Genomic DNA, 22726 nt, shown 5'->3' on the forward strand with positions numbered 1-22726 from the left:
TGGAGCGAATTCACCATAGGCTCCCGCCTTCGCAGGAAGACCAGCCTTGCTACTCCACCTTCAGCTTGGCCAAGGCCGGGTCGGCCTTCGGGAACGACAGGTTCAAGTCCTGCAGCACTTCCAGCAGCAAAGTCGAAATCAGCAGGTTGCGGTGGGTCTTGGAGTTGGCAGGAATCACGTACCACGGCGCGTGGTCGGTGTCGGTCGCCGCGATCGCCCTCTGGTAGGCGTTTTGGTACTCGTCCCATTTCTTGCGCTGCACCAGGTCGTTCGGATCGAATTTCCATTGCTTGTCCGGATCATCCAGTCGCTCCTGCAGGCGCTGCCGCTGCTCCTCCTTCGAAATGTGCAGGAACACTTTGACGATCAAGGTGCCCGATTCGGCCAGCATGCGCTCGAAGTCGAGAATCTGCTGGTAGCGCCGCTTGCATTCCTTGTCGTCGATGATGCCCTGCACCACGGTGACCAGCACGTCCTCGTAATGGCTGCGGTTGAAGATGGTGATCTCGCCCCAGCCGGGAACGTAGGGATGGATGCGCCACAGGAAATCGTGCGCCAGTTCGGCCTGGGTCGGCGCCTTGAAGCCGACCGCGTTCAGGCCCATCGGGTTGATGCGGCTGAACAGCGCGCGGATGGTGCCGTCCTTGCCGGAGGTGTCCATGCCTTGCAGCACCAGCAGCAGCTTGTGCTTGCGCTGCGCGTACAGCATCTCCTGCAGCACGGCGATCTTGTCGGTCAGCTGCTCGGTCAGTTCGCGCTCGTCCTGCTTGATCTCGCTTTTGGAGTCGCCGTTGCCGTCGTCGCGCAAGGGCTTGTCGTCGGCGTCTTCCTCGCGGACCTTGAAGTTCTTGCCTGCGCGCAGGCGTTCGCGTGTTTTCATGATGGCTCCGCTGTATCGCTCAGTTTGAGGTGCTCGAGTTTCATGCAGTGGTTCATCACCACGTCGAGGCCGGCCGCGCCGGCGAGGTCGGCCGCTTCCTGGTTCTCGATGCCGAGCTGCATCCACAGGCAGCCGGCGCCAATCGCGACGGCGTCGCGTGCGATGGGCAGGATGTCCTCGGACTTGCGGAAGCATTCGACGACGTCGATGCGCGTGCCGGCCAGCGCAGTGGCGGCCGAGCGCAAATCGGGATAGACCGTCTCGCCGAGGATCTGGCGGCCGGCGTAGGACGGATTAACCGGGACGATGCGGTAGCCGTGGCGCTGCAAGTAAGTGGCCACTTCCAGGCTGGGGCGCTCGGGCTTTGAAGACAGGCCGACGACGGCGATGGTGCGGGCTTGCTGCAGAATCTGGGGAATCGATTTCATGACGGCGAGTTTCTGCGATGTGGGGAAGTCCCAAGCGTAGCAGTTCGTCAAGAAATGGGGCGCGACGCTGAGAGGAAGACCGGGACGCCGAGTCCCCATCGTGCCGATCAGTTGAGCTTCTTGCCGGGCATGTTGCGGCCGTTCTGGCTCAGCACCAGCTGCGGCGAGCCGTCGTCGGCCTTGCCGAAGCGCACCTGCGCATCGACCTCGCGCACGAAAAACAGCGTGTCGCTCATGGCGAACAGTTCGAACGCCGGCTGGCCCTGCGCTTGGCCGTACAGCCGGTCGCCATCGCGCGAAATGTTGATCACCATCTGCGGCGTCACCTGGTAGCGCCCGATGTAGCCGTCCAGCACCGCCGGCGCCACCTTGACCATCTGCGGATCCGCCGGCACCGCCCCTACCCGCGGCTGCACGTTGACCGTGTCGCCGCTGTACTGCGTCAGCCCGGTTACGGCGCCGGTCGCGTCGCGCTCGAACTCGAAATAATCGTGCAGCTTCGGAATGAACACGCCTTTGGCCGAATACGGCAGCACTTCCATGCTGCTGCGGCCGCTGCGCTGCATGATCAGCTTGCCGCCATCGACGCGGAAAATGCGCGTCTCCTTGTCGTTGATCTTGTAGGCGCCAGTGAATGCTTCCAGCGCCTTCGGATCGAGCTGGATCGCCGAAAACTGCGGGAACGGCTTGCCGATCGCGTGGGCCGCGGCCTTTTCCGCAATCACGTCCGGCGTCATCAGGCCAGAATCCGAATTGCTCAGGACCGCAACGTAGACATGCTCGCTCGGGACGCGCATCGCGAAGGTCTTGAAGCCGTTGATGCTGCCGCCGTGGTGGATGGTCGGCACGCCGCGCAGCGTGCCGGTCTGCCAGCCGTAGCCGTAATTGGTCGGCGCGCCGCCAGGAATGATGGCGGGCGTGAACGCCTGCTGCCAGCTGGCCGCTTTCAGCAGCTTGCCGGACGACACCGCCGCGTCCCAGCGCGCCAGGTCGTCGACCGTCGAGACCAGGGCACCGGCCGCGTATGGCTGGGTCATGCTGACCACGAGATTCGGCCCGAACTGCTTGCCGGAGGCGGTGTAGCCGGCCGCTTTGGGCGCCGTGCCAGGCTCATAGCCCTCGTAGGCGGTGTTATCCATGTGGAGGGGAACGAAAATACGCTGCTCGATGAAGCGCGCGTACGGCATGCCCGACACTTTCTCGATGATCGCGCCCAGCAGGAAGTAGCCGGAATTGTTGTATTTCCACTTCGAGCCCGGCTCGAAATCGAGCGGATCGTTCTTGAACGAGTCGATCATCTCGGTCACGGTCATGTCCTTGCCGATGTTCTCGATGAAGCTGCGCTTGCTGGTGTAGCTGACGATGCCGGACGTGTGGTTCAGCAGGTGCTCGATGGTGATTTTCTTGCCGTTGGTCGGGTAGCCCGGCAGGTATTTGCCGATCTCGTCGGACACCGACAGCTTTCCTTCCTCGGCGAGCATCAGGATCGCGGTGGAGGTGAACTGCTTGGTGATCGAGCCGAGGCGCAGCACGGTGTCGGGCGTCAGCGGCACGCGTTTCGCCGTGTTGGCCATGCCGTAGGCCTTGCGGAACACCGTCTTGCCGTCCTTGGTGACGATCACGGTGACGCCCGGCTCGTCGGCCTTGAAGTAAGGCGCGATGCCGGCGTCGATGCGGGCGGCCAGCGACTGGTCGACGACGGCCGCGGCCGGCGCGGCCTGGGCGGCGCAGTACGGTGTTTGCAACAGGATCAGTGCGGCGATGCAGGTGCTGGTGAGTTTGAACATGGACTGCTCCTTCAGGGTTGTCTGTCTGTTTTTGAAACGAATCACCTGCCGCCGGCCGCCGCGAGCTTCTCCTTGGCCATTTTTTGCGCCACCGCCAGGGCGTCGGCCGCGGTTACCTGCACGTGCGGCGTCACACCTGTGTGCTCCCAGTTGGTTTTGGTGATCGGGTTGATGGCGCGGCCGCCCGGTATGAACGCGCTGAAATACGGGGTCAGTTGGCGGCTGCCGCCGGGATTGGCGCCGCCGCCGGTGGTTTCGCCGATCAGGGTTGCGCGCTGGAGCACCTTGAGGTTGTTGCTGAACTCTTCGCCGCCGGAAAAGGTCTTCGCGCTGGTCAGCACATACACCGGCTTGCGCTGGCCGAACTTCTTGCCCGGCACGTCGGTGCGGGTCCAGAACTCCTCGGTGCGGTCGCCCTCGCGCCAGTACAGGTCGTTGAGATGAGTGCGCGCGTCGAACAGGTAGCTGCTCAGCAAGGCGACGCCGGCTGGGTCGCCGCCGCCATTGCGGCGCAGGTCGAAGATCAGGGCATCGCAATCGGCCAGCTGCGTCATCGCGTCGGCGAACGCCTGTTCGGTATATTTCGCGGGGGCGAAGCCGCGCACCTCCAGGTATCCGATATTGCCGGGCAACTTTTCGACGGCGCCCAGTCCGTAGTTCACCTCTTTCATGCGCGCCAGCATGCGCGCCTCGTCGGGCTGAGGGCCGGCCTTATCGCCGGCTGGCTCGGGCGGCATCGGCGTCTCGCTGGCGCGTACGCGCAGGTGGAGGTCGTTGGCGACGGCGCGCACGTCGGCGGTCAGCGCCTCCGCCAAGTCCTGCGCGCGCACCAGGGCGTCATAGCCGCCGCGCTGCTGCTTGGCGCGCAGTGCGACCTCGACCTTGGCGGCGACGTCCGGAAACACATAGTAGGCATTCATCTGGCGCGCCAGCGCATCGATGACCTGGGCGCGCGCGGCGGCGTCCATCGCCGGCGCATGGGCGGCGGCATCGGCGGCCGGCGCGTCCTGGGCGAAAATGGCCGGCGCCAGCACCAGGCTCAGCGTGGCGATGCAGATTGCGGAAAGTTTGAACACGGGCGTCTCCTTCGAATGGATGGGGAAGAGCCTGACTATAGATGAGTCTTTTTTGTAAATATTAAAAATGCGACAGGATGCGCTTTTGGCGGGTTTAATGGCCAAAATGCGGGGAGCAATGGCGGCGGCGGCCGAAACGTGAAAAGATAGCGGCCTCTGACAGGAGCCTTACCCAATGACACCGATTTCCCATCTCTCCCGCGCGCTGTTCGGCGCCCTGCTGCTTCCCGCCGTCGCCTTCGCGGCGCCGACCCTGGCCGAGGTCCAGCAGCGCATCGTGCCGGTCGCAGCGTGGGGCGGCACGCCGGCCGATCCGGCGCTGGCGCGCAAGCAGGACATCACCCACATCACGCTGCATCACCAGGGCGAGCCGTTCCCGCAGGGGAAGGACCCGGTCGCCTACCTGCGCAACCTGCAAACCTGGTCGCGCGCCACCAAGCACTGGCTCGATATTCCGTACCACTACATCATCGACCTGGACGGCAAGATCTACGAAGGCCGCAAGCTGGAGTATGCGGGCGACACCAACACGGAATACGACCCCAAGGGCCATGCGCTGATCGAGGTGGTGGGCAATTTCGAGGAAGTGCAGCCGAACCAGAAGCAGCTCGATGCCGTGGTCGACCTGATGGCGCTGCTGGCTAAGAAGTATGACGTGTCGATCGACAAGATCGCCGGACACAAGGATTTTTCGGCGCAGACGGTGTGCCCGGGCGTCAACCTGTACGCCTACCTGCAAAGCGGTTACTTCCGTCAGAAGGTGGCGCTGCGGCTGGCCCAGAGCCGCTGACGAAGGACTGGGGTCAGGTCCGACGGACCTGACCCCGGGGTTGACGCGCACGCCCCAAAACGAAAAAAGGCAGCCGAAGCTGCCTTTCTTTTTGCGTGCGCGACAATTACTTCTTGTGGCGCAGCTTGGCGATCGCGGCCAGCTGAGCGATGGCGGTTGCCAGCTCAGCCTGCGCTTTCGCGTAGTCGATCTTCGAGTCCTTGTTGACCATCAGCTCTTCGGCCATCTTCTTGGCTTCCAGCGCTTTTGCTTCGTCAAGGTCATGCCCGCGAATCGCGGTATCGGCCAGGACCGTCACCGCGTTCGGCTGCACTTCCAGGAGGCCGCCCGCGACGAAGACGAACTCTTCTTCTTCGCGGCCGACTACCTTGATCCGTACAGCACCCGGCTTGATGCGCGTGATCAGCGGGGTGTGCTTGGGATAAATCCCCAGCTCACCCGCTTCACCCGGCAACGCGACGAACTCGGCTTCGCCCGAAAAAATCAGGGCTTCGGCCGATACAACGTCAACGTGAATAGTGTTTGCCATGTGTTGTCCTATCGCTGTGAAGGAGCCGAATTAACCGAGCTTCTTGGCTTTTTCGATTGCTTCTTCGATCGTGCCAACCATGTAGAACGCTTGCTCCGGCAGGTGGTCCAGCTCGCCCGACGCGATCATCTTGAAGCCCTTGATCGTGTCTTTCAGCGAAACGTACTTGCCTGGCGAACCGGTAAACACTTCAGCGACGTGGAATGGCTGCGACAGGAAACGCTGCATCTTACGTGCACGTGCGACCAGCAGCTTGTCTTCAGGAGCCAGCTCGTCCATGCCCAGAATCGCGATGATGTCGCGCAGTTCCTTGTAGCGCTGCAGGGTACCCTGGACAGCGCGCGCGGTGTCGTAGTGTTCCTGGCCGACGACCAATGGATCCAGCTGGCGCGAGGTCGAGTCGAGCGGATCGACCGCAGGGTAGATACCCAGCGAGGCGATGTCACGCGACAGGGCAACGGTCGAGTCCAGGTGAGCGAAGGTGGTTGCTGGCGATGGATCGGTGTAATCGTCCGCTGGCACGTACACGGCCTGGATCGAGGTGATCGAACCGGTCTTGGTCGAGGTGATGCGCTCTTGCAGGCGGCCCATCTCTTCGGCCAGGGTAGGCTGGTAACCCACTGCGGAAGGCATACGGCCCAGCAGTGCGGATACTTCGGTACCGGCCAGCGTGAAGCGGTAGATGTTGTCCACGAAGAACAGAACGTCTTTGCCTTCGTCACGGAACGATTCGGCGATCGTCAGGCCGGTCAGCGCGACGCGCAGACGGTTACCTGGCGGCTCGTTCATCTGGCCGTAGACCATCGACACTTTCGAATTCTCCGGGTTCTCGAGGTCGACCACTTTGGCATCGGCCATCTCGTGGTAGAAGTCGTTACCTTCGCGGGTACGCTCACCGACGCCGGCAAACACGGACACGCCCGAGTGTGCCTTGGCGATGTTGTTGATCAGTTCCATCATGTTGACGGTCTTGCCCACGCCGGCGCCGCCGAACAGGCCGACTTTACCGCCCTTGGCGAACGGGCACACCAGGTCGATCACCTTGATGCCGGTTTCCAGCAGGTCTTGCGACGGCGACAGTTCGTCGTACGCAGGAGCGACGCGGTGGATCGATGCGGTCTGCTCGTGCGACACAGGGCCGCACTCGTCGATCGGATTGCCCAGCACGTCCAGAATGCGGCCCAGCGTTGCTTTGCCGACCGGTACCATGATTGGCTTGCCGGTGTTCTGGATTGCCATGCCGCGACGCAGACCGTCGGAGCTACCCAGCGCAATGGTACGGACAATGCCGTCGCCCAGCTGCTGTTGTACTTCCAGGGTCAGTTCGGAGCCTGCCATTTTCAGTGCGTCGAAGACTTTCGGCATTGCATTGCGTGGGAACTCAACGTCCACCACAGCGCCGATACACTGAACGATTTTGCCATCAGCCATGTTCGTTCCTTCAATATTTAATTAATTCGGGTTTAGACCGCTGCCGCACCGGCGACGATCTCGGAGAGTTCTTTGGTAATCGCTGCCTGGCGGGTCTTGTTGTAGACCAGTTTCAGCTCGCCAATGACGCTACCGGCATTGTCGCTTGCCGCTTTCATCGCGACCATTCGCGCCGACTGCTCGGATGCGAGGTTTTCAGCGACCGCCTGGTACACCAGCGCTTCTACATAGCGCACCAGCAGTTCATCGATCACGGTTTGCGCTTCCGGCTCGTAGATGTAGTCCCAAGAGTGATTACCCTTGTCGCCTTCGAGCTTGTCGGCCGACAGCGGCAGCAACTGCTCCACCATTGGCTCCTGCTTCATCGTGTTAATGAACTTGGTGTAGCACAGGTAGACGGCGTCGAGCTTGCCTTCCTGGTACTCGTCGAGCATGACCTTGACCGGTCCGATCAACTTTTCCAGGTGCGGCGTGTCGCCGATCTGGATCGCATGCGACACGACCCGGATCCCTACCCGATTCAAAAAACCCAAACCCTTGTTGCCAATGGCAACCGCTTCAATCTTGTTGCCAGCTGCTTCCAGCTCGCGCGTTTTCTGCGTCATCATCCGCAGCACGTTGGTGTTCATGCCGCCGCACAGACCCTTGTCGGTCGTGACGACGATGAAGCCAACTGCCTTCGCCTCGCCGCCCTTGGCTTGCGCCATGAACGGGTGGGTGTATTCCGGATTCGCAGAGGCCAGGTTGGCGGCGATGTTCCGAATCTTGTCACTGTAGGGACGGGCGGCCCGCATACGATCCTGCGCCTTGCGCATTTTCGATGCGGCGACCATTTCCATCGCCTTGGTGATCTTCTTCGTATTCTCTACGCTCTTGATCTTGCCTCGAATCTCTTTGCCTGATGCCATGAGTCCTTACTCCTTTTGCGCTATCCGGCGCCGCCGACTACTCAGCGCCGGAAAACCAATTAATATGCGCCGGATTTCTTGAAGTCAGCAACCGCGGCAGCCATGGCAGCTTCGCCATCCTTGTCCAGTTGCTTGGTCTCTTCGATCTTGGCCAGGAGGGCAGCTTGCTTGGTCTTCATGTAGCCGTGCAGGCCGGCTTCGAAGGCCAGAACCTTGTTGACGGCGACGTCGTCGAAGAAGCCCTTGTTCACGGCGAACAGCGACACGGCCATCAGCGAGATCGACAGCGGCGAGTACTGAGCCTGCTTGAGCAGTTCGGTGACGCGCGCGCCACGGTCGAGCTGCTTGCGGGTCGACTCGTCCAGGTCCGAAGCAAACTGCGCGAACGCCGCCAGTTCACGGTACTGGGCAAGGTCGGTACGGATACCGCCGGACAGGTTCTTGATGACCTTGGTCTGGGCGGCGCCACCGACGCGCGACACCGAAATACCGGCGTTAATCGCAGGACGGATACCCGAGTTGAACAGCGAGGTGTCCAGGAAGATCTGGCCGTCGGTAATCGAGATCACGTTGGTCGGAACGAAGGCGGAGACGTCGCCAGCCTGGGTTTCGATGATCGGCAGTGCGGTCAGCGAACCGGTCTTGCCGGTCACGGCGCCGTTGGTGAACTTCTCGACGTAGTCCGGGTTCACGCGTGCTGCGCGCTCGAGCAGGCGGCTGTGCAGGTAGAACACGTCGCCAGGGTAGGCTTCGCGGCCTGGTGGACGGCGCAGCAGCAGCGAAATCTGGCGGTAAGCGACGGCTTGCTTCGACAGGTCGTCGTAGACGATCAGTGCGTCTTCGCCGCGGTCGCGGAAGTATTCGCCCATGGCGCAACCCGAGTACGGACTGATGTACTGCATCGCTGCCGACTCGGAAGCCGATGCGGCGACGACGATGGTGTATTCCATCGCGCCGTGCGTCTCGAGCGAGCGCACGATGTTCTTGATGGTCGATGCCTTCTGGCCGATCGCGACGTAGATACACGTCATGTTCTGGCCCTTCTGGTTGATGATCGCATCGATCGCGACAGCCGATTTACCGGTCTGGCGGTCGCCGATGATCAGTTCGCGCTGGCCGCGGCCGATAGGTACCATCGAGTCGATCGACTTCAGGCCGGTCTGCATAGGCTGCGACACGGACTGGCGGGCGATCACGCCCGGGGCGATCTTTTCGATCGGCGCGGTCATCTGCGCGTTGACAGGACCCTTGCCGTCGATCGGCTGGCCCAGCGCGTTGACCACGCGGCCCTTCAGTTCAGGACCGATCGGCACTTCCAGGATGCGGCCGGTGGTCTTGACGGTGTCGCCTTCCGAGATGTGCTCGTAAGCACCCAGAATCACGGCGCCGACCGAGTCGCGCTCGAGGTTCATCGCCAGGCCGAAGGTGTTGCCCGGGAATTCCAGCATCTCGCCCTGCATCACGTCCGACAGACCATGGATACGGCAGATACCGTCGGCCACGGAGATAACCGTGCCTTGATTACGAACTTCAGCGGAACCTTCGAGGCCCTGGATCCGGCTCTTGATCAGTTCGCTGATTTCAGATGGGTTAAGTTGCATGCTAACTCCTAATAGTTTCTTGATGCGTAGGGCAAGAGGCGAGGCGCCGGTGTGTGCGAGCGTTACGACGCCAGCGCAACATTCATCTGTTGCAGCTTGGCGCGTACCGAGGTATCGAGCACTTCATCACCGACGACCACGCGCACACCACCGATCAGCGATGGATCCACTGTCACCGTTGGGTTGAGCTTGCGGCCAAATTTCTTTTCCAGCGTGGCGACCAGGTCGCTGACCTGGGCGCTCGACATGTCGAACGCGCTGATGATGCTGGCGTCGGCGGCGCCTTCCTGGGCGTTTTTCAGCACAGCGAATTGCGCGGCGATCTCCGGCAGCAGCGATACGCGGCGGTTTTCGATCAGCATGGCGATGAAGTTTTTGGCTTCAGCGCCCAGCGGCGACTTGACCAGCGACGCGAACGTGTCGTTGACCTGGGCCGGCGTCACGTTCGGATTGCGGGCGAAAGCCTGCACATCCGCATTGACGCCGATGTTGCCCAGTTCGGACACGAGACCGGACCACGCTGCCATGTCGCCGGTTTGGGCGACGCGGAACAGCGCTTCGGCGTAGGGACGGGCGACGGTTGCGAGTTCTGCCATGATTACAGCTCGGTAGCCAGTTGCGACAGCAGGTCGGCGTGGGCCGATGCGTTCACTTCGCGCTTGAGGATCTGCTCGGCGCCCTTGACGGCGAGGCCGGCAACTTGCGCGCGCAGTTCTTCGCGGGCCTTGGTCACTTGCTGCTCGGCGTCGGCCTTGGCTTGCGCAATGATGCGCGCCGCTTCGGCGTTGGCGTTGGCCTTGATCTCGTCGGCCACCATCTGTGCGCGCTTCTCGGCGTCGGCGATGCGTTTCTGGCCTTCGTCGCGGGCGCCGGCCAGTTCGGCGGCGACACGCTTCTCGGCGGCAGCCATGGCCAGTTTGCCCTGGTCGGCGGCGGCGAGGCCTTCAGCGATTTTTTTCGCACGTGCATCGAGCGCGCCCATGATCGGCGGCCACACGAATTTGGCGATCGAAAATGCCAGGATCAGGAAGACGATCGCCTGGACAAACATTGTCGAATTTAAGTTCACAGCATTTTCCTTCTCAGAATGACGTATGCCGGGCCCGCGCAAGCGCAAAGCCCGGCCCTTGAGAACTACCGCTTACGCAGGGAATGGGCTGGAGAACGCAAACATCATCGCGATACCAACGCCGATCAGGAACGCAGCGTCGATCAGACCAGCCAGCAGGAACATCTTGGTCTGCAGGGTGTTCATCAGTTCTGGCTGACGTGCCGAAGCTTCGATGAACTTACCGCCCATGATGCCGATACCGATACATGCACCGATAGCACCCAAACCAATGATCAAGCCGCAAGCCAGTGCTACGAAAGCGATGTTAGTCATCAAAAACTCCTTAAATAATCAAAAAAAGTAAAACGTTAAGATAAAAAAACTAGGACCTACAATTAAAACTTAATGCCCTTCATGCGCCTGGCCGATGTACACCAGCGTCAGCATCATGAAAATGAACGCTTGCAGCGGCACGATCAGCAGGTGGAACAGCGCCCAGCCCGTGCCCAGCAAGACCTGCAGGCCGGCCAGCGCGACGCTCTGGGTAGTGAAACCGACCCAGGTGGCGCCAAGCAGGGCGATCAGCAGGAACAGCAATTCGCCGGCAAACATGTTGCCGAAAAGTCGCATCGACAGCGAAACGGTCTTGGCCGCGTATTCGATCAGGTTCAGGCCGAAGTTGAAAATCCACAGCGCCGGGTGCTTGCCGAACGGCGCGGTGAACAGCTCGTGCACGAAGCCGCCGCCGCCCTTGATCTTGACGCCGTAGTAAATCATGCAGGCGAATACCACCAGGCCCATGCCGAAGGTGCCGTTCAGGTCGGCGGTCGGTACCACGCGGAAGAAGGGCTCGTGGCCCTCGGCGTTATGGATGCCCATGGAGCGGAAGATCGAGGCGAACAGGTCGACCGGCAGGAAGTCCATCGAATTCATCAGGATGACCCAGACCAGCACGGTCAACGCCAGCGGGGCGATGAAGCTGCGGTCGCCGTGGACGATGGCTTTCGACTGGTCCTCGACCAGCTCGACCAGCGATTCGATCGCGGCCTGGAAGCGGGTCGGCACGCCGGACGTGGCGCGCGTTGCGGCCATGCGCAGCAGGGCGAAGGCCAGCACGGCCATCAGCACGGACCACAGGATGGTGTCGTAGTTGATGACGTGGAAATCGATGATGCCGGGTTGGGGCGCCGAGCGCAGGTGCCCCAGGTGGTGGGTGATGTATTGCCCTGCAGTGAGCGTATGCTCGGCTGCCGGGTGTGCTGCTGCCGCCACGGTTTCAGTAGTCATGTCTAGCGCCTAAACAATAAGATGATGTAACTTTTCAGTGCCACGATGAAGCCGCAAATCAGTGCGAGCCAGTTCAAATCGCGGTACAGCCATGCGGTCGCGCCAAGCAGCGCCACCGTCAATGCAATCTTGATAAATTCACCGATCATGAACGTCATCGGGTTCGCCCCGCCCGGTTTGCGGGCATTGGCGAACAGGCGCAATGCAAACAGACCGTTGGGAACGACACAGCAAAACCCGCCCAGCATTGCAGAAAACATCGCAGGCCAGCCCGCCAGTAGCCAGGCGATGGCGCCGGCGACTACTGTTGCCATCAATTGCAGGGAAACTATGCGCAACATTTTTTGTTCTTTTTTCAGCGTCGAAAAGCTGCGTTGCGTGTGGCGGAATTGCGTGAATCAGCGGGATTATAAGGTTTATGCACATACGCGTCAAACGTTGACGCACTTGAAAGATGCGTAAAACACCTCAAATACCACGGTTGAACCGTTGCGGTGCGAACAAGATTGGGCAATGTTCCGGAAAGGCACAATCTTGCCCGGGGTCAATGACGCGGAGCAGCAGAATGGGGTTGGGGAAATGAAAATGGGGTCTGGTCCTGCGGACCTGGCCCCGTTTTGAACTTAAGCGCGCAGGCGGGCGAGGACGCCGTCGAGAATGTCGAGGTCGGCAAAGTCGATGATCATCTGCCCGCGGCCCTTCGTGCCCATCTTGAACAGCACCGGCGTGGCCAGCTTGTCGGACAGCTCTTCTTCCAGGCGCGTGATGTCGCCCGACTTCTCTTTGTTGCGCGGCGTCGGCGGATTCACCGCTTCCTCCATCGTGCGGGTCACCAGCTTCTCGGTCTCGCGCACCGACAGCCGTTTCGCAACGACCTGGCTCGCCAGGCTGATCTGGGTGGCCGCATCGACTGCCAGCAGCGCGCGCGCGTGGCCCATGTCGATGTCGCCGGCCATCAGCATGGTTTGCACCGGTTGCGCCAGGTTCATCAGGCGCAGCAGGTTCGACACCGCCGAACGCGAACGCCCGACCGCGTGCGCGGCCTGCTCGTGGGTGAAATGGAAATCGTCGATCAGGCGATGAATGCCCTGCGCCTCTTCCAGCGGATTCAAATCTTCGCGCTGGATGTTTTCGATCAGCGCCATCGCCGCGGCGGCCTGGTCGTCGACTTCGCGCACCAGCACCGGGATGGTCTCGAGGCCCGCCAGCTGCGCCGCGCGGAAGCGGCGCTCGCCGGCAATGATCTCGTAGCGCATCACGCTGCCGTCGTTGCCGACCGGGCGCACCAGCACCGGCTGCATGATGCCCTGGCTCTTGATCGACGCCGCCAGTTCGTTCAGCGCGCCTTCGTCCATGCGTGTGCGCGGCTGGTACTTACCGGCCTGCAGCTGCGACACCGGCAGCGAGGACGGCGAGCCGGCGTCGGCCGGCTGCTGGGTGAAATCGCCATCGCCGCCGAGCAGCGCTTCGAGGCCGCGGCCGAGGCCCTTGAGTTTTTTGGTCGCCATGATTCGTGTTTCTCTCTTACATTCTGTGGATTACATTGATTTGATGCGGTCGACCATCTCGGCGCCGAAGGCCACGTACGCCTGCGCGCCTTTCGAGGACGGGTCGAACACCACGCCAGGCACGCCGTACGACGGCGCCTCCGCCAGGCGCACGTTGCGCGGGATGATGGTCTTGAATACCTTGTCGCCGAAGTGCTGCTCGAGCTGCGCCGACACCTGCTGCGACAGCGTCATGCGGGGATCGAACATCACCCGCAGCAGTCCGATGATCTTCAAATCGTGATTCAGGTTCGCGTGCACCTTCTTGATCGTGTTAACCAGGTCGGACAGGCCTTCGAGCGCGTAGTACTCGCACTGCATCGGAATGATCACGCCGTGCGCGGCGCACAGGCCGTTCAGCGTCAGCATCGACAGCGCGGGCGGGCAGTCGACCAGGATGAAGTCGTACTCCGCGTCGACCACGGCCAGCGCGTCCTTCAGGCGCCGCTCGCGCTGCTCCAGTTCGACCATCTCGACTTCGGCGCCGGCCAGCTCGCGGTTCGACGGCAGCACGTCGAAGCGGCCCGACTCGGAACGCTGGCGCGCCGTGTCGACATCGGCCTCGCCCAGCAGCACTTCATACGTCGACGCCTTCAGGCCGGCCTTGTTGATGCCGGCGCCCATCGTCGCATTGCCCTGCGGGTCGAGGTCGACCAGCAGCACCCGTTGATCCAGCTTCGCCAGCCCCGCCGCCAGGTTGACGCTGGTAGTGGTCTTGCCTACTCCGCCCTTCTGGTTTGCTACGCAAAAAATTTTGGCCATGTATGTTCTTATAGTCGACGCAAGAAAATCGATTTATACCATTTATACTATCAAAATCGTATTAACGATTTATTCGGTATATCTGGTATAAACCATTTATACGGTTTATATGATTTATCCGGTTTGGCCGGACCGATCGATGAATACCAGGTGCCGCTCCGCATTTAGCCCCGGCACCTGCAAAGGCCGCAATTCGCTTACTTTCCACTCGCCTGGCAGCCGCTCCTGCTCGTCCGGCGGCGCCACCCCTTTGAGGGCGATGAATTTCCCGCCCTCGGCCAGGTGATGCCCCGACCAGTTGACGAAATCGGACAGGTCGGCGAAGGCGCGCGAAGTGATCACGTCGAACTGCTGCGGCACCTGCACTTCCTGTACCTTGGCCGTGTACACCGTGACGTTGGCCAGGCCCAGTTCGGCCTTCACTTGCTTGAGGAATGCAGTTTTCTTGTGCACCGTGTCGATCAGCGACACCTTCATGCCCGGCCTGGCGATGGCCAGCACGATGCCCGGCAAGCCGCCCCCTGCCCCGACGTCGAGCACGTTCCGCGCGCCGTCGAAGGCCGGCACCGCGGCCAGCGAATCGAGCAGGTGGTGCGTGACCATCTGCATCGGGTCGCGCACCGAGGTCAGGTTATAGACTGAATTCCACTTGAACAGCAGCGCCAAGTAATCGAGCAGCTGTTCGTGCTGTTTCTCATCCAGGTCCAGCTTTAAATCTTTGATGCCGTCTGCTAATGCTTTTGAAAGGACTGCGCGGTCGAAAAACTTCATTGAGCCAGCTCCTCGTTGAGGGTGGTAAATCCTTTGGCACCGCGTTTCTTCAAATGTACCAGCAAAAGCGAGATCGCGGCAGGTGTCACCCCGGAAATTCTTGATGCCTGGCCCAATGTTTCCGGACGCTGCTTGTCGAGCTTCTGGCGCACTTCGATCGACAGGGCGCCGATGTCGAGGTAGTTGAAGTCGGCCGGCAGCTTCAGGTTTTCGTAGTGATCGTGGCGTTGGACCTCTTTCGCCTGGCGGTCGATGTATCCGGCATACTTCAGCTGGATCTCGATCTGCTCGCGCACGGCGGCGTCAATGACGCCCGGGCCGGCCAGCGCCTGGCCATCGACGCCGGTCATTCCCATCAGCTTGTCGTACTCCACGCCCGGGCGGCGCAGCAGGTCGGCGAGCGAATATTCGCGCTCGATGGCCTGGCCGATCACGCGCTCGGATTCCGCAGCGGCGAGGATGCGCGGATTCACCCAAGTCGAGCGCAGGCGTTCCAGTTCGCGCGCAACGGCCTCGCGCTTGGCCTCGAACGCAGCCCACTGGGCATCGCCCACCACGCCCAGTTCGCGGCCGATTTCGGTCAGGCGCATGTCGGCATTGTCTTCACGCAGGCTCAGGCGGAACTCCGCGCGGCTGGTGAACATGCGGTAGGGCTCGGCCACGCCCTGGGTGGTCAGGTCGTCGACCAGCACGCCCAGGTAGGCCTCGGAGCGGCCCGGTACCCAGGCGTCGCGGCCCTGGGTCAGGCGCGCCGCGTTGATTCCGGCGAGCATGCCCTGCGCCGCCGCTTCCTCGTAGCCGGTGGTGCCGTTGATCTGGCCGGCGAAGAACAGGCCGCCGATCGCCTTGGTTTCCAGCGATGTTTTCAGGCCGCGCGGGTCGAAATAATCGTATTCGATGGCGTAGCCGGGACGCAGGATGAAAGCGTTCTCCATGCCCTTCATCGAGCGCACCAGGTCGATCTGGACGTCGAACGGCAGGCTGGTCGAGATCCCGTTCGGGTAGAACTCGTGGGTGGTCAGGCCTTCCGGCTCGAGGAAAATCTGGTGCGAGTCCTTGCCGGCGAAGCGGTGGATCTTGTCTTCGATCGATGGGCAATAGCGCGGCCCCACCCCTTCGATGACGCCGGTGTACATCGGGCTGCGGTCGAGGCCGGCACGGATGATGTCATGGGTGCACGCGTTGGTGTGCGTCATCCAGCAAGGGATCTGCTTCGGATGCATCGCGGCGTTACCCATCACCGAGAACACCGGCACCGGGTCGAGGTCGCCCGGCTGCTCGCTCATGACCGAGAAATCGATCGAGCGGCCGTCGATGCGCGGCGGCGTGCCGGTCTTCAGACGGCCCTGCCCCAGCTTCAGCTCCTTCAGGCGCGCCGACAGCGAGATCGCAGGCGGGTCGCCCGCGCGGCCGGCCGAGTGCGACTGCAGGCCGACGTGGATCTTTCCGTCGAGGAAAGTTCCGGCCGTCAGCACCACGGCGCGCGCGCGGAACTTGAGGCCGATCTGGGTGACGGCGCCGACCACGCGGTCGCCTTCGATCATCAGGTCGTCCACCGCCTGCTGGAACAGCCACAGGTTCGGCTGGTTTTCCAGGCGAGCACGGATCGCCGCCTTGTACAGGATGCGGTCGGCCTGGGCCCGCGTGGCGCGCACGGCAGGACCCTTGGACGAGTTGAGGATACGGAACTGGATGCCCGCCTCGTCCGTTGCAATCGCCATCGCCCCGCCCATCGCATCGACTTCCTTGACCAGGTGGCCCTTGCCGATGCCGCCGATCGACGGGTTGCAGGACATCTGGCCCAGCGTCTCAATGTTATGCGTGAGCAACAAAGTCTTCTGACCCATACGGGCAGAAGCGAGGGCGGCTTCGGTGCCGGCGTGACCGCCGCCGACGACGATCACGTCGAATTCAGTTGGAAATAGCATGTTGGAAGCGTAAAGCGAGGGAGTGTGAGGCCAGATTATAGAGTCTTTTTGCCTCGACGACTCTTTCGCCGCCAGATTAGCGATACGGGGAACAACGATGTTCCACGTGGAACAATCGAAAACCGCGTGGCGGCGATTGTTTCACGTGGAACAAATGGGTCACAACGACCAGCGCTTTATGGCGTCGAAGCCCGTTTTGAGGATCAATAGAGTGACGACAACGAGGAACAATTTGCGCACGAATACGCTGCCGTGACGGATCGCCAGCCACGTTCCGCACAGCGAACCGGCGACCTGGCACACCGCCATCAGCAAGCCGAGTTGCCATAACAGATGGCCGCTGTAACCGAACCACATCAGCGCCGAGATGTTGCAGGCGACGTTGACGACCTTTGCCGCAGCCGACGCGCTGAGGAAATCGAAGCCGAAGAAGCGCACGAACAGGAACATCAGGAAACTGCCGGTGCCGGGGCCGAAGAAACCGTCGTAGAAACCGATGCACGCCCCCATCCCCACCGCCACCAGTTTCTCGGTCATGCCGCTGTGGACCGGCGCATGAACGGCGCCGAAGTCCTTTTTGCGGAAGGTGTAGATCGCGACGGCAAGAAGGACCAGCGGCAGCAGCGAACGGACAAAGTCTCCCGGCACCCTTGTCACCGTCCAGGCGCCGGCGAAGGACAGCGCAAAAGCGGCAAGGGCTGCGGGGGCGGCGGCGCTCCAGGCAACCTTGACGCGGCGCGCGTAATTGACCGCGGCAGCGCTGGTGCCGAACACGCCGGCAAGCTTGCTGGTGCCGAGCAAGGTCGCCGGAACCTCTTTAGGGAACACCGAGAACAACACCGGGATCTGGATCAGACCGCCCCCACCCACCACCGCATCGACCAGGCCAGCCAGGAATGCGGCGCCGCCCAGCAACAGAAAATCGACCATCACCATCCTTGAAAAGAATCCATCCGATATTGTACGGAAGAAACAGAGCAACCGCAGCCGGCCTTGGTGTAAGCTTGACGTATCGACCACTGGACCTTCCCGACCATGAATCCGTTTAACTTCAGCACCGTCCCTCATCTTATTTCCGCACCCGGCGCGGCGGCCCAGCTGGGCCAGCATGTGCGCTCGCACTTCCCGTCCGCCCGGCGCGCGATGATCGTCACCGATCCCGGGTTCCTGCGCACCGGCCTGGTGGACGCGCCGAAGCATGACCTCGAGCAGCAGAACCTGCTGGCGCTGGTGTATTCCGACGTCGTGGCGGATCCGCCGGAACAGGTGGTGCTCAATGCGGTGGAATTCGCGCGCCAGCATGCGGTCGACATCGTCATCGGCATCGGCGGCGGCAGCTCGATGGACGTGGCCAAGCTGATCGCCGTGCTGGCCGGCAGCGAGCAATCGATCGGGCAAATCTACGGGATCGGCAACGTCACCGGCAAGCGCCTGCCGCTGGTGCAGGTGCCGACCACCGCGGGCACCGGATCGGAAGTGACCAACATCGCGATCGTGACGACCGGCGAGACCACCAAGATGGGAGTGGTCGCGCCGCAGCTGTACGCCGACCTGGCGATCCTCGACGCCGAACTGACATTGGGCCTGCCGCCGATGGTGACTGCTGCCACCGGCATCGACGCGATGGTGCATGCGATCGAAGCGTTCACCAGCAAGCACAAAAAGAACCCGATGTCGGATATGCTGGCGCGCCACGCGCTGTCGCTGCTGTCGGGCAATCTGCTGAAAGCCTGCGAAAACGGCGGCGATCTGGAAGCGCGCCAAGCCATGCTGCTCGGCGCCTATTTTGCCGGCCAGGCTTTCTCGAACTCGCCGGTGGCGGCGGTGCACGCGCTGGCGTATCCGATCGGCGGCATTTTCCACGTGCCGCACGGGCTGTCGAATTCGCTGGTGCTGCCGCATGTGCTGCGGTTCAACATGCCGGAAGCGATGGAGCATTACGCCGAGATGGCCGGTATCGTCGCCCCGCATGTCGGAGGCAGTTCGGAAGCGCGTGCGGAAGCATTGATTGTTGCGATGCAGCAAATCGCCAAGATGACGGGGATCGAAACGACGCTGCAGCAGGTAGGGATCTCTGAGGCGGACCTGGACCGCCTGGCGGACGACGCGATGAAGCAGACTCGCCTGCTCGGCAACAACCCGCGCGAGATGACACGCGAGCATGCGCGGGCAATTTACGCCGCGGCGCTGTAGCTCGCGCCGCGGTCAACTTCGGGGTCAGCGACTCAAAAAGGACCACTGGCCCTTCTCCACAGCTTAAACACAAGCTGTACACCCGCTGTGCACAGCGTTATCCACAAGGTTATTCAGCGCGCCCCTGGCGGCGCATCCCTCAACGCCGCCAGCAGCGGCGCGAACTCCGACTTATCCACCGGTTTTTAAGTGAGTGGGCCGAATTGGTCGCGGAACGAAATTCCCTCCACAGTTTGGACACACGTTATGCACAATGTTGTCCACACAATCAGGCATGCCGTACTATCGCTATCTTAAGAACCGTCATTCCTGCGGAGGCAGGAATCCCTGCAGAGCCGATCCAGCACGGCTTCCTGCCTTCGCAAAAACGACACCCTAATCCGATAGCAATTTCCATAGAAAAACGCCCCAGGAGCGTTTTAATGCGTCCTGGGGCGTCTTTGAAGTCAGGCGACTTTCTTTCTTCGGCTGGCGGCAGCGATTGCCGCGCCGATCTCGCCGACGATCCCTCGCCGGAACAGCAGCACGCAGGCAATGAAGATCAGGCCCGTGACCATGCCGACCGACTCGCCCAGGGTCGAGAACCACTCGATGTGCGTCGTGGCCGCCAGGAAGGTGCCCAGGTCGCCCAGCTTGTTCTCCAGCGCGATGATGATGAAGGCGCCCAGGATCGGGCCGACCAGCGTGCCCATGCCGCCTACCAGCGTCATCAGGATCACCAGGCCGGACATGCTCCAGTGCACGTCGGTGAGGGTCTCGAAGCCCAGCACCAGCGTCTTGGTGGCGCCCGCCAGGCCGGCCAGCGCGGCCGACAGCACGAAAGCGGTCAGCTTGTAGCGGTCGACGTCGTAGCCGAGCGAAATGGCGCGCGGCTCGTTTTCCTTGATGGCCTTGAGCACCTGGCCGAACGGCGAGTGCACCGTGCGTACGATCAGCGCGAAGCCGGCAATCGCGATCGCCAGCACGACGAAGTACAGCGTGGTGTCATTGGCCAGGTCGATCACGCCGAACAGCTTGCCGCGCGGGACGCCCTGCAAGCCATCTTCGCCGTGCGTGAACGGCGAACGCAGCATGGCGAAATACACCATCTGCGCCAGCGCCAGCGTGATCATCGAAAAGTAGATGCCCTGGCGGCGGATCGCCAGCAGGCCCATCACCAGGCCGATCGCGGCAGCCGCGGCCACGCCCAGCAGGATGCCCAGCTCGACCGGCAAGCCGAGCGCCGACAAGGCGTAGCCGGTGATGTAGCCGGCGCTGCCGAAGAAGGCAGCGTGGCCGAACGACAGCAGGCCCGTGTAGCCGATCAGCAGGTTGAAGGCGCAGGCGAACAGCCCGAAGCACATCAACTTCATCAGGAACACGGGATAGCCGATAAACGGGGCGGCCAGCGCAATGGCGAAGGCGATCAGGTAGCCGATTTTTTTGTTCAAAATATGCTCCGTTATGAAATATTATTTCTCTTTGCCGAACAAGCCGGCAGGACGGATCATCAGCACGATCACCATCACGACGAACACCACCACTTCCGACCCCTCGGGATAGAACACCCGGGTGAAGCCCTCGATGATGCCCAGGCCCAGGCCGGTCAGGATCGAACCCATGATCGAACCCATGCCGCCGATCACGACCACGGCGAACACGACGATGATCAGGTGCGAGCCCATCAGTGGCGTGACGTTGATGATCGGCGCCGCCAGCACGCCCGCGAAGCCGGCCAGCGCGACGCCGAAGCCGTAGGTCAAGGTGACCATCAGCGGCACGTTGATGCCGAACGCCTCGACCAGTTTCGGGTTCTCGGTGCCGGCGCGCAGGTAGGAGCCGAGCTTGGTTTTTTCGATCACAAACCAGGTCGCCAGGCAGACGCTGAGCGAGGCCACCACGACGAAGGCGCGGTAGTTCGGCATCATCATGAAGCCGAGGTTGGTCGCGCCAGAGAGCAGTTCGGGCACGTCGATCGACTGGCCGGACACCCCGAAGAAGGAGCGGAACACGCCTTCGAGCAGCAGGGTGATGCCGAAGGTGAGCAGCAAACCGTACAGGTGGTCGAGCTTGTAGAGCCAGCGCAGCATCGACTTTTCGACCAGGATGCCAAAGATGCCGACGACCAGCGGGGCGATCACCAGCATCGCCCAGTACGGCAGGCCGAAGGTGGTGACGCCGATAAACGCGAGGAAGGCGCCCATCATGTACAGGGCGCCGTGCGAGAAATTGATGACATTGAGCAGGCCGAAGATGACGGCCAGGCCAAGCGAGAGCATCGCGTAGAACGAGCCATTGACCAGTCCCAGCAGAAGCTGGCTCATCATGGCTGGGAGAGGAACGCCGAAAATTTCCATGGCATCACAGTACAAAAAGGACTAATAAAAAAGGCCATGTCGAGGGACACGCGCCGCGGACCAAAGGCTGGGGTCGGGTCCGCCGGACCTGACCCCGGGTTTGTCGGCGCCGCATGAACTTGCCGCGGCATCGACATCCCCATTACAAAAGAAGCGGGTACGCGACCCGCTTCGTCATGCAAAAACAACCAGCTAGATTACTTCCAGAGCGCGCACTTGCTCTCGGCCTTGGTGGCGTAAGCCTGGGCGCCAGGGATGGTCGCGACGACCTTGTAGTAATCCCATGGATACTTCGACTCCGACTGTTCCTTCACCTGCATCAGGTACATGTCGTGGACCATGCGGCCGTCCGGACGAATCACGCCGCCCTTGGCGAACATGTCGTTGATCGGGGTCTTCTTCATGTGCGCCATGATCTTGTCGGCGTCGTCGGTGCCGGTGGCCTTGACCGCCGCCAGGTAGTTCATGGTGGCCGAGTAGTCGGCCGCCTGCAGCATCGAAGGCTCTTTCTTCATCTTGGCGAAGTAGCGCTTCGACCAGGCGCGGGTTTCCGCGTTCTGGTCCCAGTACCAGCCGTCGGTCAGGTACATGCCGTGGGTCAGCTTCAGGCCCAGCGAGTGCACGTCGTTAATGAACATCAGCAGGCCGGCCAGCTTCATGGTCTTGGTGATGCCGAACTCGTTGGCCGCCTTGATGGTGTTGATGGTGTCGCCGCCGGCGTTGGCCAGGCCCAGGATCTGTGCCTTCGAATTCTGCGCCTGCAGCAGGAAGGACGAGAAGTCCGACGCCGCCAGCGGGTGCTTCGAGCTGCCCAGCACGGTGCCGCCTGCCGGCTTGATGACGTCGGTGGTGTCCTTCTCGAGCGACTGGCCGAACGCGTAGTCGGCGGTCAGGAAGTACCACGACTTGCCGCCCTGCTTGACGATGGTCGAGCCGGTGCCGCGCGCCAGCGCGATGGTGTCGTAAGCATAGTGGATCGTGTACGGGGTGCACTCTTCATTGGTCAGGCGGGCCGAACCGGCGCCGATCGAGATGAAGACTTTTTTCTTTTCCGCGGCGATCTTGGCCATTGCCAGGTTGGTGCCGGAGTTGGTGCCGCCGATCAGCATGTCGACGCCTTCGCGGTCGAACCACTCGCGCGCCTTGCTGGCGGCGATGTCGGCCTTGTTCTGGTGGTCGGCCACGACGAATTCGACTTTCTTGCCGTTGACCATGCCGCCCATGTCGGCGATCGCCATCTTGACCGCTTCGGCGCCGCCGTTGCCGTCGATGTCCGAATAGGTGCCGGACAGGTCGGTGATCAGGCCGATCTTGATGACGTCGCCCGACACTTGCGCCTGGGCGGAAAAGGACAACCCGAGGGCGCACACGGCGCTGGCTGCGAGGGCAATTGCTTTCAGTTTCATTTTGTCTCCGTGAAG

The 22726-nt window shown here is 61.9% G+C and carries 24 protein-coding genes; 2 read left to right on the forward strand and 22 right to left on the reverse strand.

All coding sequences use genetic code 11. The features are described from left to right. Positions 1 to 49: 49 nt before the first annotated feature. From AC1D02_RS08995 to AC1D02_RS09010, 4 genes are all read right to left on the reverse strand, one after another. The gene (locus AC1D02_RS08995; RefSeq protein WP_477315880.1) at positions 50 to 880 is read right to left on the reverse strand and encodes a PPK2 family polyphosphate kinase; all 831 of its coding nucleotides are present in this window, start codon (positions 878 to 880) and stop codon (positions 50 to 52) included. Beyond that, on the reverse strand, positions 877 to 1308 hold the full coding sequence (locus tag AC1D02_RS09000; protein WP_477315882.1) for a CoA-binding protein: 432 nt from the start codon (positions 1306 to 1308) through the stop codon (positions 877 to 879). Before AC1D02_RS09000 ends, AC1D02_RS08995 begins: the two co-directional genes overlap by 4 nt. A 107-nt stretch (positions 1309 to 1415) precedes the next feature. Continuing rightward, positions 1416 to 3095, reverse strand: a complete 1680-nt coding sequence (locus AC1D02_RS09005) for a serine hydrolase (protein WP_477315884.1) — start codon at positions 3093 to 3095, stop codon at positions 1416 to 1418. Between the two features lie 41 nt (positions 3096 to 3136). Beyond that, positions 3137 to 4171, reverse strand: a complete 1035-nt coding sequence (locus tag AC1D02_RS09010; protein WP_477315886.1) for a S41 family peptidase — start codon at positions 4169 to 4171, stop codon at positions 3137 to 3139. Between the two features lie 175 nt (positions 4172 to 4346). On the opposite strand from AC1D02_RS09010, the gene AC1D02_RS09015 reads away from it, so the two are divergent. Then, a complete protein-coding gene (locus AC1D02_RS09015) occupies positions 4347 to 4961 on the forward strand; it encodes a peptidoglycan recognition protein family protein (protein WP_477315888.1) in 615 nt (204 codons plus the stop codon). A gap of 106 nt (positions 4962 to 5067) precedes the next feature. Here AC1D02_RS09015 and AC1D02_RS09020 read toward each other — a convergent pair whose 3' ends face one another. From AC1D02_RS09020 to AC1D02_RS09085, 14 genes are all read right to left on the reverse strand, one after another. Next, a complete protein-coding gene (locus AC1D02_RS09020; RefSeq protein WP_477315890.1) occupies positions 5068 to 5490 on the reverse strand; it encodes a F0F1 ATP synthase subunit epsilon in 423 nt (140 codons plus the stop codon). A gap of 30 nt (positions 5491 to 5520) precedes the next feature. Beyond that, the gene (gene atpD / locus AC1D02_RS09025; RefSeq protein ID WP_477315892.1) at positions 5521 to 6921 is read right to left on the reverse strand and encodes a F0F1 ATP synthase subunit beta; all 1401 of its coding nucleotides are present in this window, start codon (positions 6919 to 6921) and stop codon (positions 5521 to 5523) included. 32 nt (positions 6922 to 6953) lie between these two features. Then, positions 6954 to 7829 (reverse strand): F0F1 ATP synthase subunit gamma, encoded by an 876-nt coding sequence (gene atpG / locus AC1D02_RS09030; protein ID WP_477315894.1) that lies wholly within the window; start codon positions 7827 to 7829, stop codon positions 6954 to 6956. 59 nt (positions 7830 to 7888) lie between these two features. Beyond that, positions 7889 to 9430 (reverse strand): F0F1 ATP synthase subunit alpha, encoded by a 1542-nt coding sequence (gene atpA / locus AC1D02_RS09035; RefSeq protein WP_477315896.1) that lies wholly within the window; start codon positions 9428 to 9430, stop codon positions 7889 to 7891. Positions 9431 to 9492: 62 nt separating this feature from the next. After that, the gene (locus AC1D02_RS09040; protein WP_477315898.1) at positions 9493 to 10026 is read right to left on the reverse strand and encodes a F0F1 ATP synthase subunit delta; all 534 of its coding nucleotides are present in this window, start codon (positions 10024 to 10026) and stop codon (positions 9493 to 9495) included. 2 nt (positions 10027 to 10028) lie between these two features. Further along, the gene (locus AC1D02_RS09045; RefSeq protein ID WP_477315900.1) at positions 10029 to 10499 is read right to left on the reverse strand and encodes a F0F1 ATP synthase subunit B; all 471 of its coding nucleotides are present in this window, start codon (positions 10497 to 10499) and stop codon (positions 10029 to 10031) included. A 72-nt stretch (positions 10500 to 10571) separates the two neighbouring features. Continuing rightward, complete coding sequence (atpE, locus tag AC1D02_RS09050; RefSeq protein ID WP_305507232.1) at positions 10572 to 10814, reverse strand: F0F1 ATP synthase subunit C; 243 nt, start codon at positions 10812 to 10814, stop codon at positions 10572 to 10574. Between the two features lie 69 nt (positions 10815 to 10883). Continuing rightward, the gene (atpB, locus tag AC1D02_RS09055; RefSeq protein ID WP_477315902.1) at positions 10884 to 11768 is read right to left on the reverse strand and encodes a F0F1 ATP synthase subunit A; all 885 of its coding nucleotides are present in this window, start codon (positions 11766 to 11768) and stop codon (positions 10884 to 10886) included. Positions 11769 to 11770: 2 nt separating this feature from the next. Next, positions 11771 to 12109 (reverse strand): ATP synthase subunit I, encoded by a 339-nt coding sequence (locus tag AC1D02_RS09060; protein ID WP_477315904.1) that lies wholly within the window; start codon positions 12107 to 12109, stop codon positions 11771 to 11773. 282 nt (positions 12110 to 12391) lie between these two features. Further along, a complete protein-coding gene (locus AC1D02_RS09065) occupies positions 12392 to 13276 on the reverse strand; it encodes a ParB/RepB/Spo0J family partition protein (RefSeq protein ID WP_477315906.1) in 885 nt (294 codons plus the stop codon). 30 nt (positions 13277 to 13306) lie between these two features. Continuing rightward, positions 13307 to 14077 (reverse strand): ParA family protein, encoded by a 771-nt coding sequence (locus AC1D02_RS09070; protein WP_477315908.1) that lies wholly within the window; start codon positions 14075 to 14077, stop codon positions 13307 to 13309. Positions 14078 to 14191: 114 nt separating this feature from the next. Continuing rightward, complete coding sequence (gene rsmG, locus AC1D02_RS09075) at positions 14192 to 14848, reverse strand: 16S rRNA (guanine(527)-N(7))-methyltransferase RsmG (protein WP_477315910.1); 657 nt, start codon at positions 14846 to 14848, stop codon at positions 14192 to 14194. Continuing rightward, a complete protein-coding gene (gene mnmG, locus AC1D02_RS09080) occupies positions 14845 to 16776 on the reverse strand; it encodes a tRNA uridine-5-carboxymethylaminomethyl(34) synthesis enzyme MnmG (RefSeq protein ID WP_477315912.1) in 1932 nt (643 codons plus the stop codon). The genes rsmG and mnmG overlap by 4 nt, the downstream gene beginning before the upstream one ends. Positions 16777 to 16935: 159 nt before the next feature. Further along, positions 16936 to 17706 carry a sulfite exporter TauE/SafE family protein gene (locus AC1D02_RS09085; RefSeq protein WP_477315914.1) on the reverse strand — a complete coding sequence of 257 codons (771 nt, stop codon included), beginning with the start codon at positions 17704 to 17706 and terminating at the stop codon, positions 16936 to 16938. A 105-nt stretch (positions 17707 to 17811) separates the two neighbouring features. On the opposite strand from AC1D02_RS09085, the gene AC1D02_RS09090 reads away from it, so the two are divergent. Continuing rightward, the gene (locus tag AC1D02_RS09090) at positions 17812 to 18969 is read left to right on the forward strand and encodes an iron-containing alcohol dehydrogenase (protein WP_477315916.1); all 1158 of its coding nucleotides are present in this window, start codon (positions 17812 to 17814) and stop codon (positions 18967 to 18969) included. A 171-nt stretch (positions 18970 to 19140) separates the two neighbouring features. Here the strand turns inward: AC1D02_RS09090 and AC1D02_RS09095 are convergent, their stop codons facing one another. The 4 genes from AC1D02_RS09095 to AC1D02_RS09110 form a co-directional block, all read right to left on the reverse strand. Beyond that, positions 19141 to 19245 (reverse strand): DUF1272 domain-containing protein, encoded by a 105-nt coding sequence (locus AC1D02_RS09095; protein WP_477315918.1) that lies wholly within the window; start codon positions 19243 to 19245, stop codon positions 19141 to 19143. Between the two features lie 170 nt (positions 19246 to 19415). Further along, positions 19416 to 20399 carry a branched-chain amino acid ABC transporter permease gene (locus tag AC1D02_RS09100; RefSeq protein ID WP_477315920.1) on the reverse strand — a complete coding sequence of 328 codons (984 nt, stop codon included), beginning with the start codon at positions 20397 to 20399 and terminating at the stop codon, positions 19416 to 19418. Positions 20400 to 20420: 21 nt separating this feature from the next. After that, positions 20421 to 21305, reverse strand: coding sequence for a branched-chain amino acid ABC transporter permease (locus AC1D02_RS09105; RefSeq protein ID WP_477315922.1), 885 nt, complete (start codon positions 21303 to 21305; stop codon positions 20421 to 20423). Between the two features lie 197 nt (positions 21306 to 21502). Continuing rightward, positions 21503 to 22711, reverse strand: coding sequence for an ABC transporter substrate-binding protein (locus AC1D02_RS09110; RefSeq protein WP_477315924.1), 1209 nt, complete (start codon positions 22709 to 22711; stop codon positions 21503 to 21505). Positions 22712 to 22726: the final 15 nt, after the last annotated feature.

The sequence above is a fragment of the Massilia sp. P1_C10 genome, from assembly GCF_056406475.1.

What these genes read in the sequence shown, in the direction of transcription:
- AC1D02_RS08995 (WP_477315880.1), bottom strand. Translation starts at nt 880, where the DNA reads ATGAAAACACGCGAACGCCTGCGCGCAGGCAAGAACTTCAAGGTCCGC.
- AC1D02_RS09000 (WP_477315882.1), bottom strand. Translation starts at nt 1,308, where the DNA reads ATGAAATCGATTCCCCAGATTCTGCAGCAAGCCCGCACCATCGCCGTC.
- AC1D02_RS09005 (WP_477315884.1), bottom strand. Translation starts at nt 3,095, where the DNA reads ATGTTCAAACTCACCAGCACCTGCATCGCCGCACTGATCCTGTTGCAA.
- AC1D02_RS09015 (WP_477315888.1), top strand. Translation starts at nt 4,347, where the DNA reads ATGACACCGATTTCCCATCTCTCCCGCGCGCTGTTCGGCGCCCTGCTG.
- AC1D02_RS09020 (WP_477315890.1), bottom strand. Translation starts at nt 5,490, where the DNA reads ATGGCAAACACTATTCACGTTGACGTTGTATCGGCCGAAGCCCTGATT.
- atpD (WP_477315892.1), bottom strand. Translation starts at nt 6,921, where the DNA reads ATGGCTGATGGCAAAATCGTTCAGTGTATCGGCGCTGTGGTGGACGTT.
- atpG (WP_477315894.1), bottom strand. Translation starts at nt 7,829, where the DNA reads ATGGCATCAGGCAAAGAGATTCGAGGCAAGATCAAGAGCGTAGAGAAT.
- atpA (WP_477315896.1), bottom strand. Translation starts at nt 9,430, where the DNA reads ATGCAACTTAACCCATCTGAAATCAGCGAACTGATCAAGAGCCGGATC.
- AC1D02_RS09040 (WP_477315898.1), bottom strand. Translation starts at nt 10,026, where the DNA reads ATGGCAGAACTCGCAACCGTCGCCCGTCCCTACGCCGAAGCGCTGTTC.
- atpE (WP_305507232.1), bottom strand. Translation starts at nt 10,814, where the DNA reads ATGACTAACATCGCTTTCGTAGCACTGGCTTGCGGCTTGATCATTGGT.
- atpB (WP_477315902.1), bottom strand. Translation starts at nt 11,768, where the DNA reads ATGACTACTGAAACCGTGGCGGCAGCAGCACACCCGGCAGCCGAGCAT.
- AC1D02_RS09060 (WP_477315904.1), bottom strand. Translation starts at nt 12,109, where the DNA reads ATGTTGCGCATAGTTTCCCTGCAATTGATGGCAACAGTAGTCGCCGGC.
- AC1D02_RS09065 (WP_477315906.1), bottom strand. Translation starts at nt 13,276, where the DNA reads ATGGCGACCAAAAAACTCAAGGGCCTCGGCCGCGGCCTCGAAGCGCTG.
- AC1D02_RS09070 (WP_477315908.1), bottom strand. Translation starts at nt 14,077, where the DNA reads ATGGCCAAAATTTTTTGCGTAGCAAACCAGAAGGGCGGAGTAGGCAAG.
- rsmG (WP_477315910.1), bottom strand. Translation starts at nt 14,848, where the DNA reads ATGAAGTTTTTCGACCGCGCAGTCCTTTCAAAAGCATTAGCAGACGGC.
- mnmG (WP_477315912.1), bottom strand. Translation starts at nt 16,776, where the DNA reads ATGCTATTTCCAACTGAATTCGACGTGATCGTCGTCGGCGGCGGTCAC.
- AC1D02_RS09085 (WP_477315914.1), bottom strand. Translation starts at nt 17,706, where the DNA reads ATGGTCGATTTTCTGTTGCTGGGCGGCGCCGCATTCCTGGCTGGCCTG.
- AC1D02_RS09090 (WP_477315916.1), top strand. Translation starts at nt 17,812, where the DNA reads ATGAATCCGTTTAACTTCAGCACCGTCCCTCATCTTATTTCCGCACCC.
- AC1D02_RS09095 (WP_477315918.1), bottom strand. Translation starts at nt 19,245, where the DNA reads ATGCCTGATTGTGTGGACAACATTGTGCATAACGTGTGTCCAAACTGT.
- AC1D02_RS09105 (WP_477315922.1), bottom strand. Translation starts at nt 21,305, where the DNA reads ATGGAAATTTTCGGCGTTCCTCTCCCAGCCATGATGAGCCAGCTTCTG.
- AC1D02_RS09110 (WP_477315924.1), bottom strand. Translation starts at nt 22,711, where the DNA reads ATGAAACTGAAAGCAATTGCCCTCGCAGCCAGCGCCGTGTGCGCCCTC.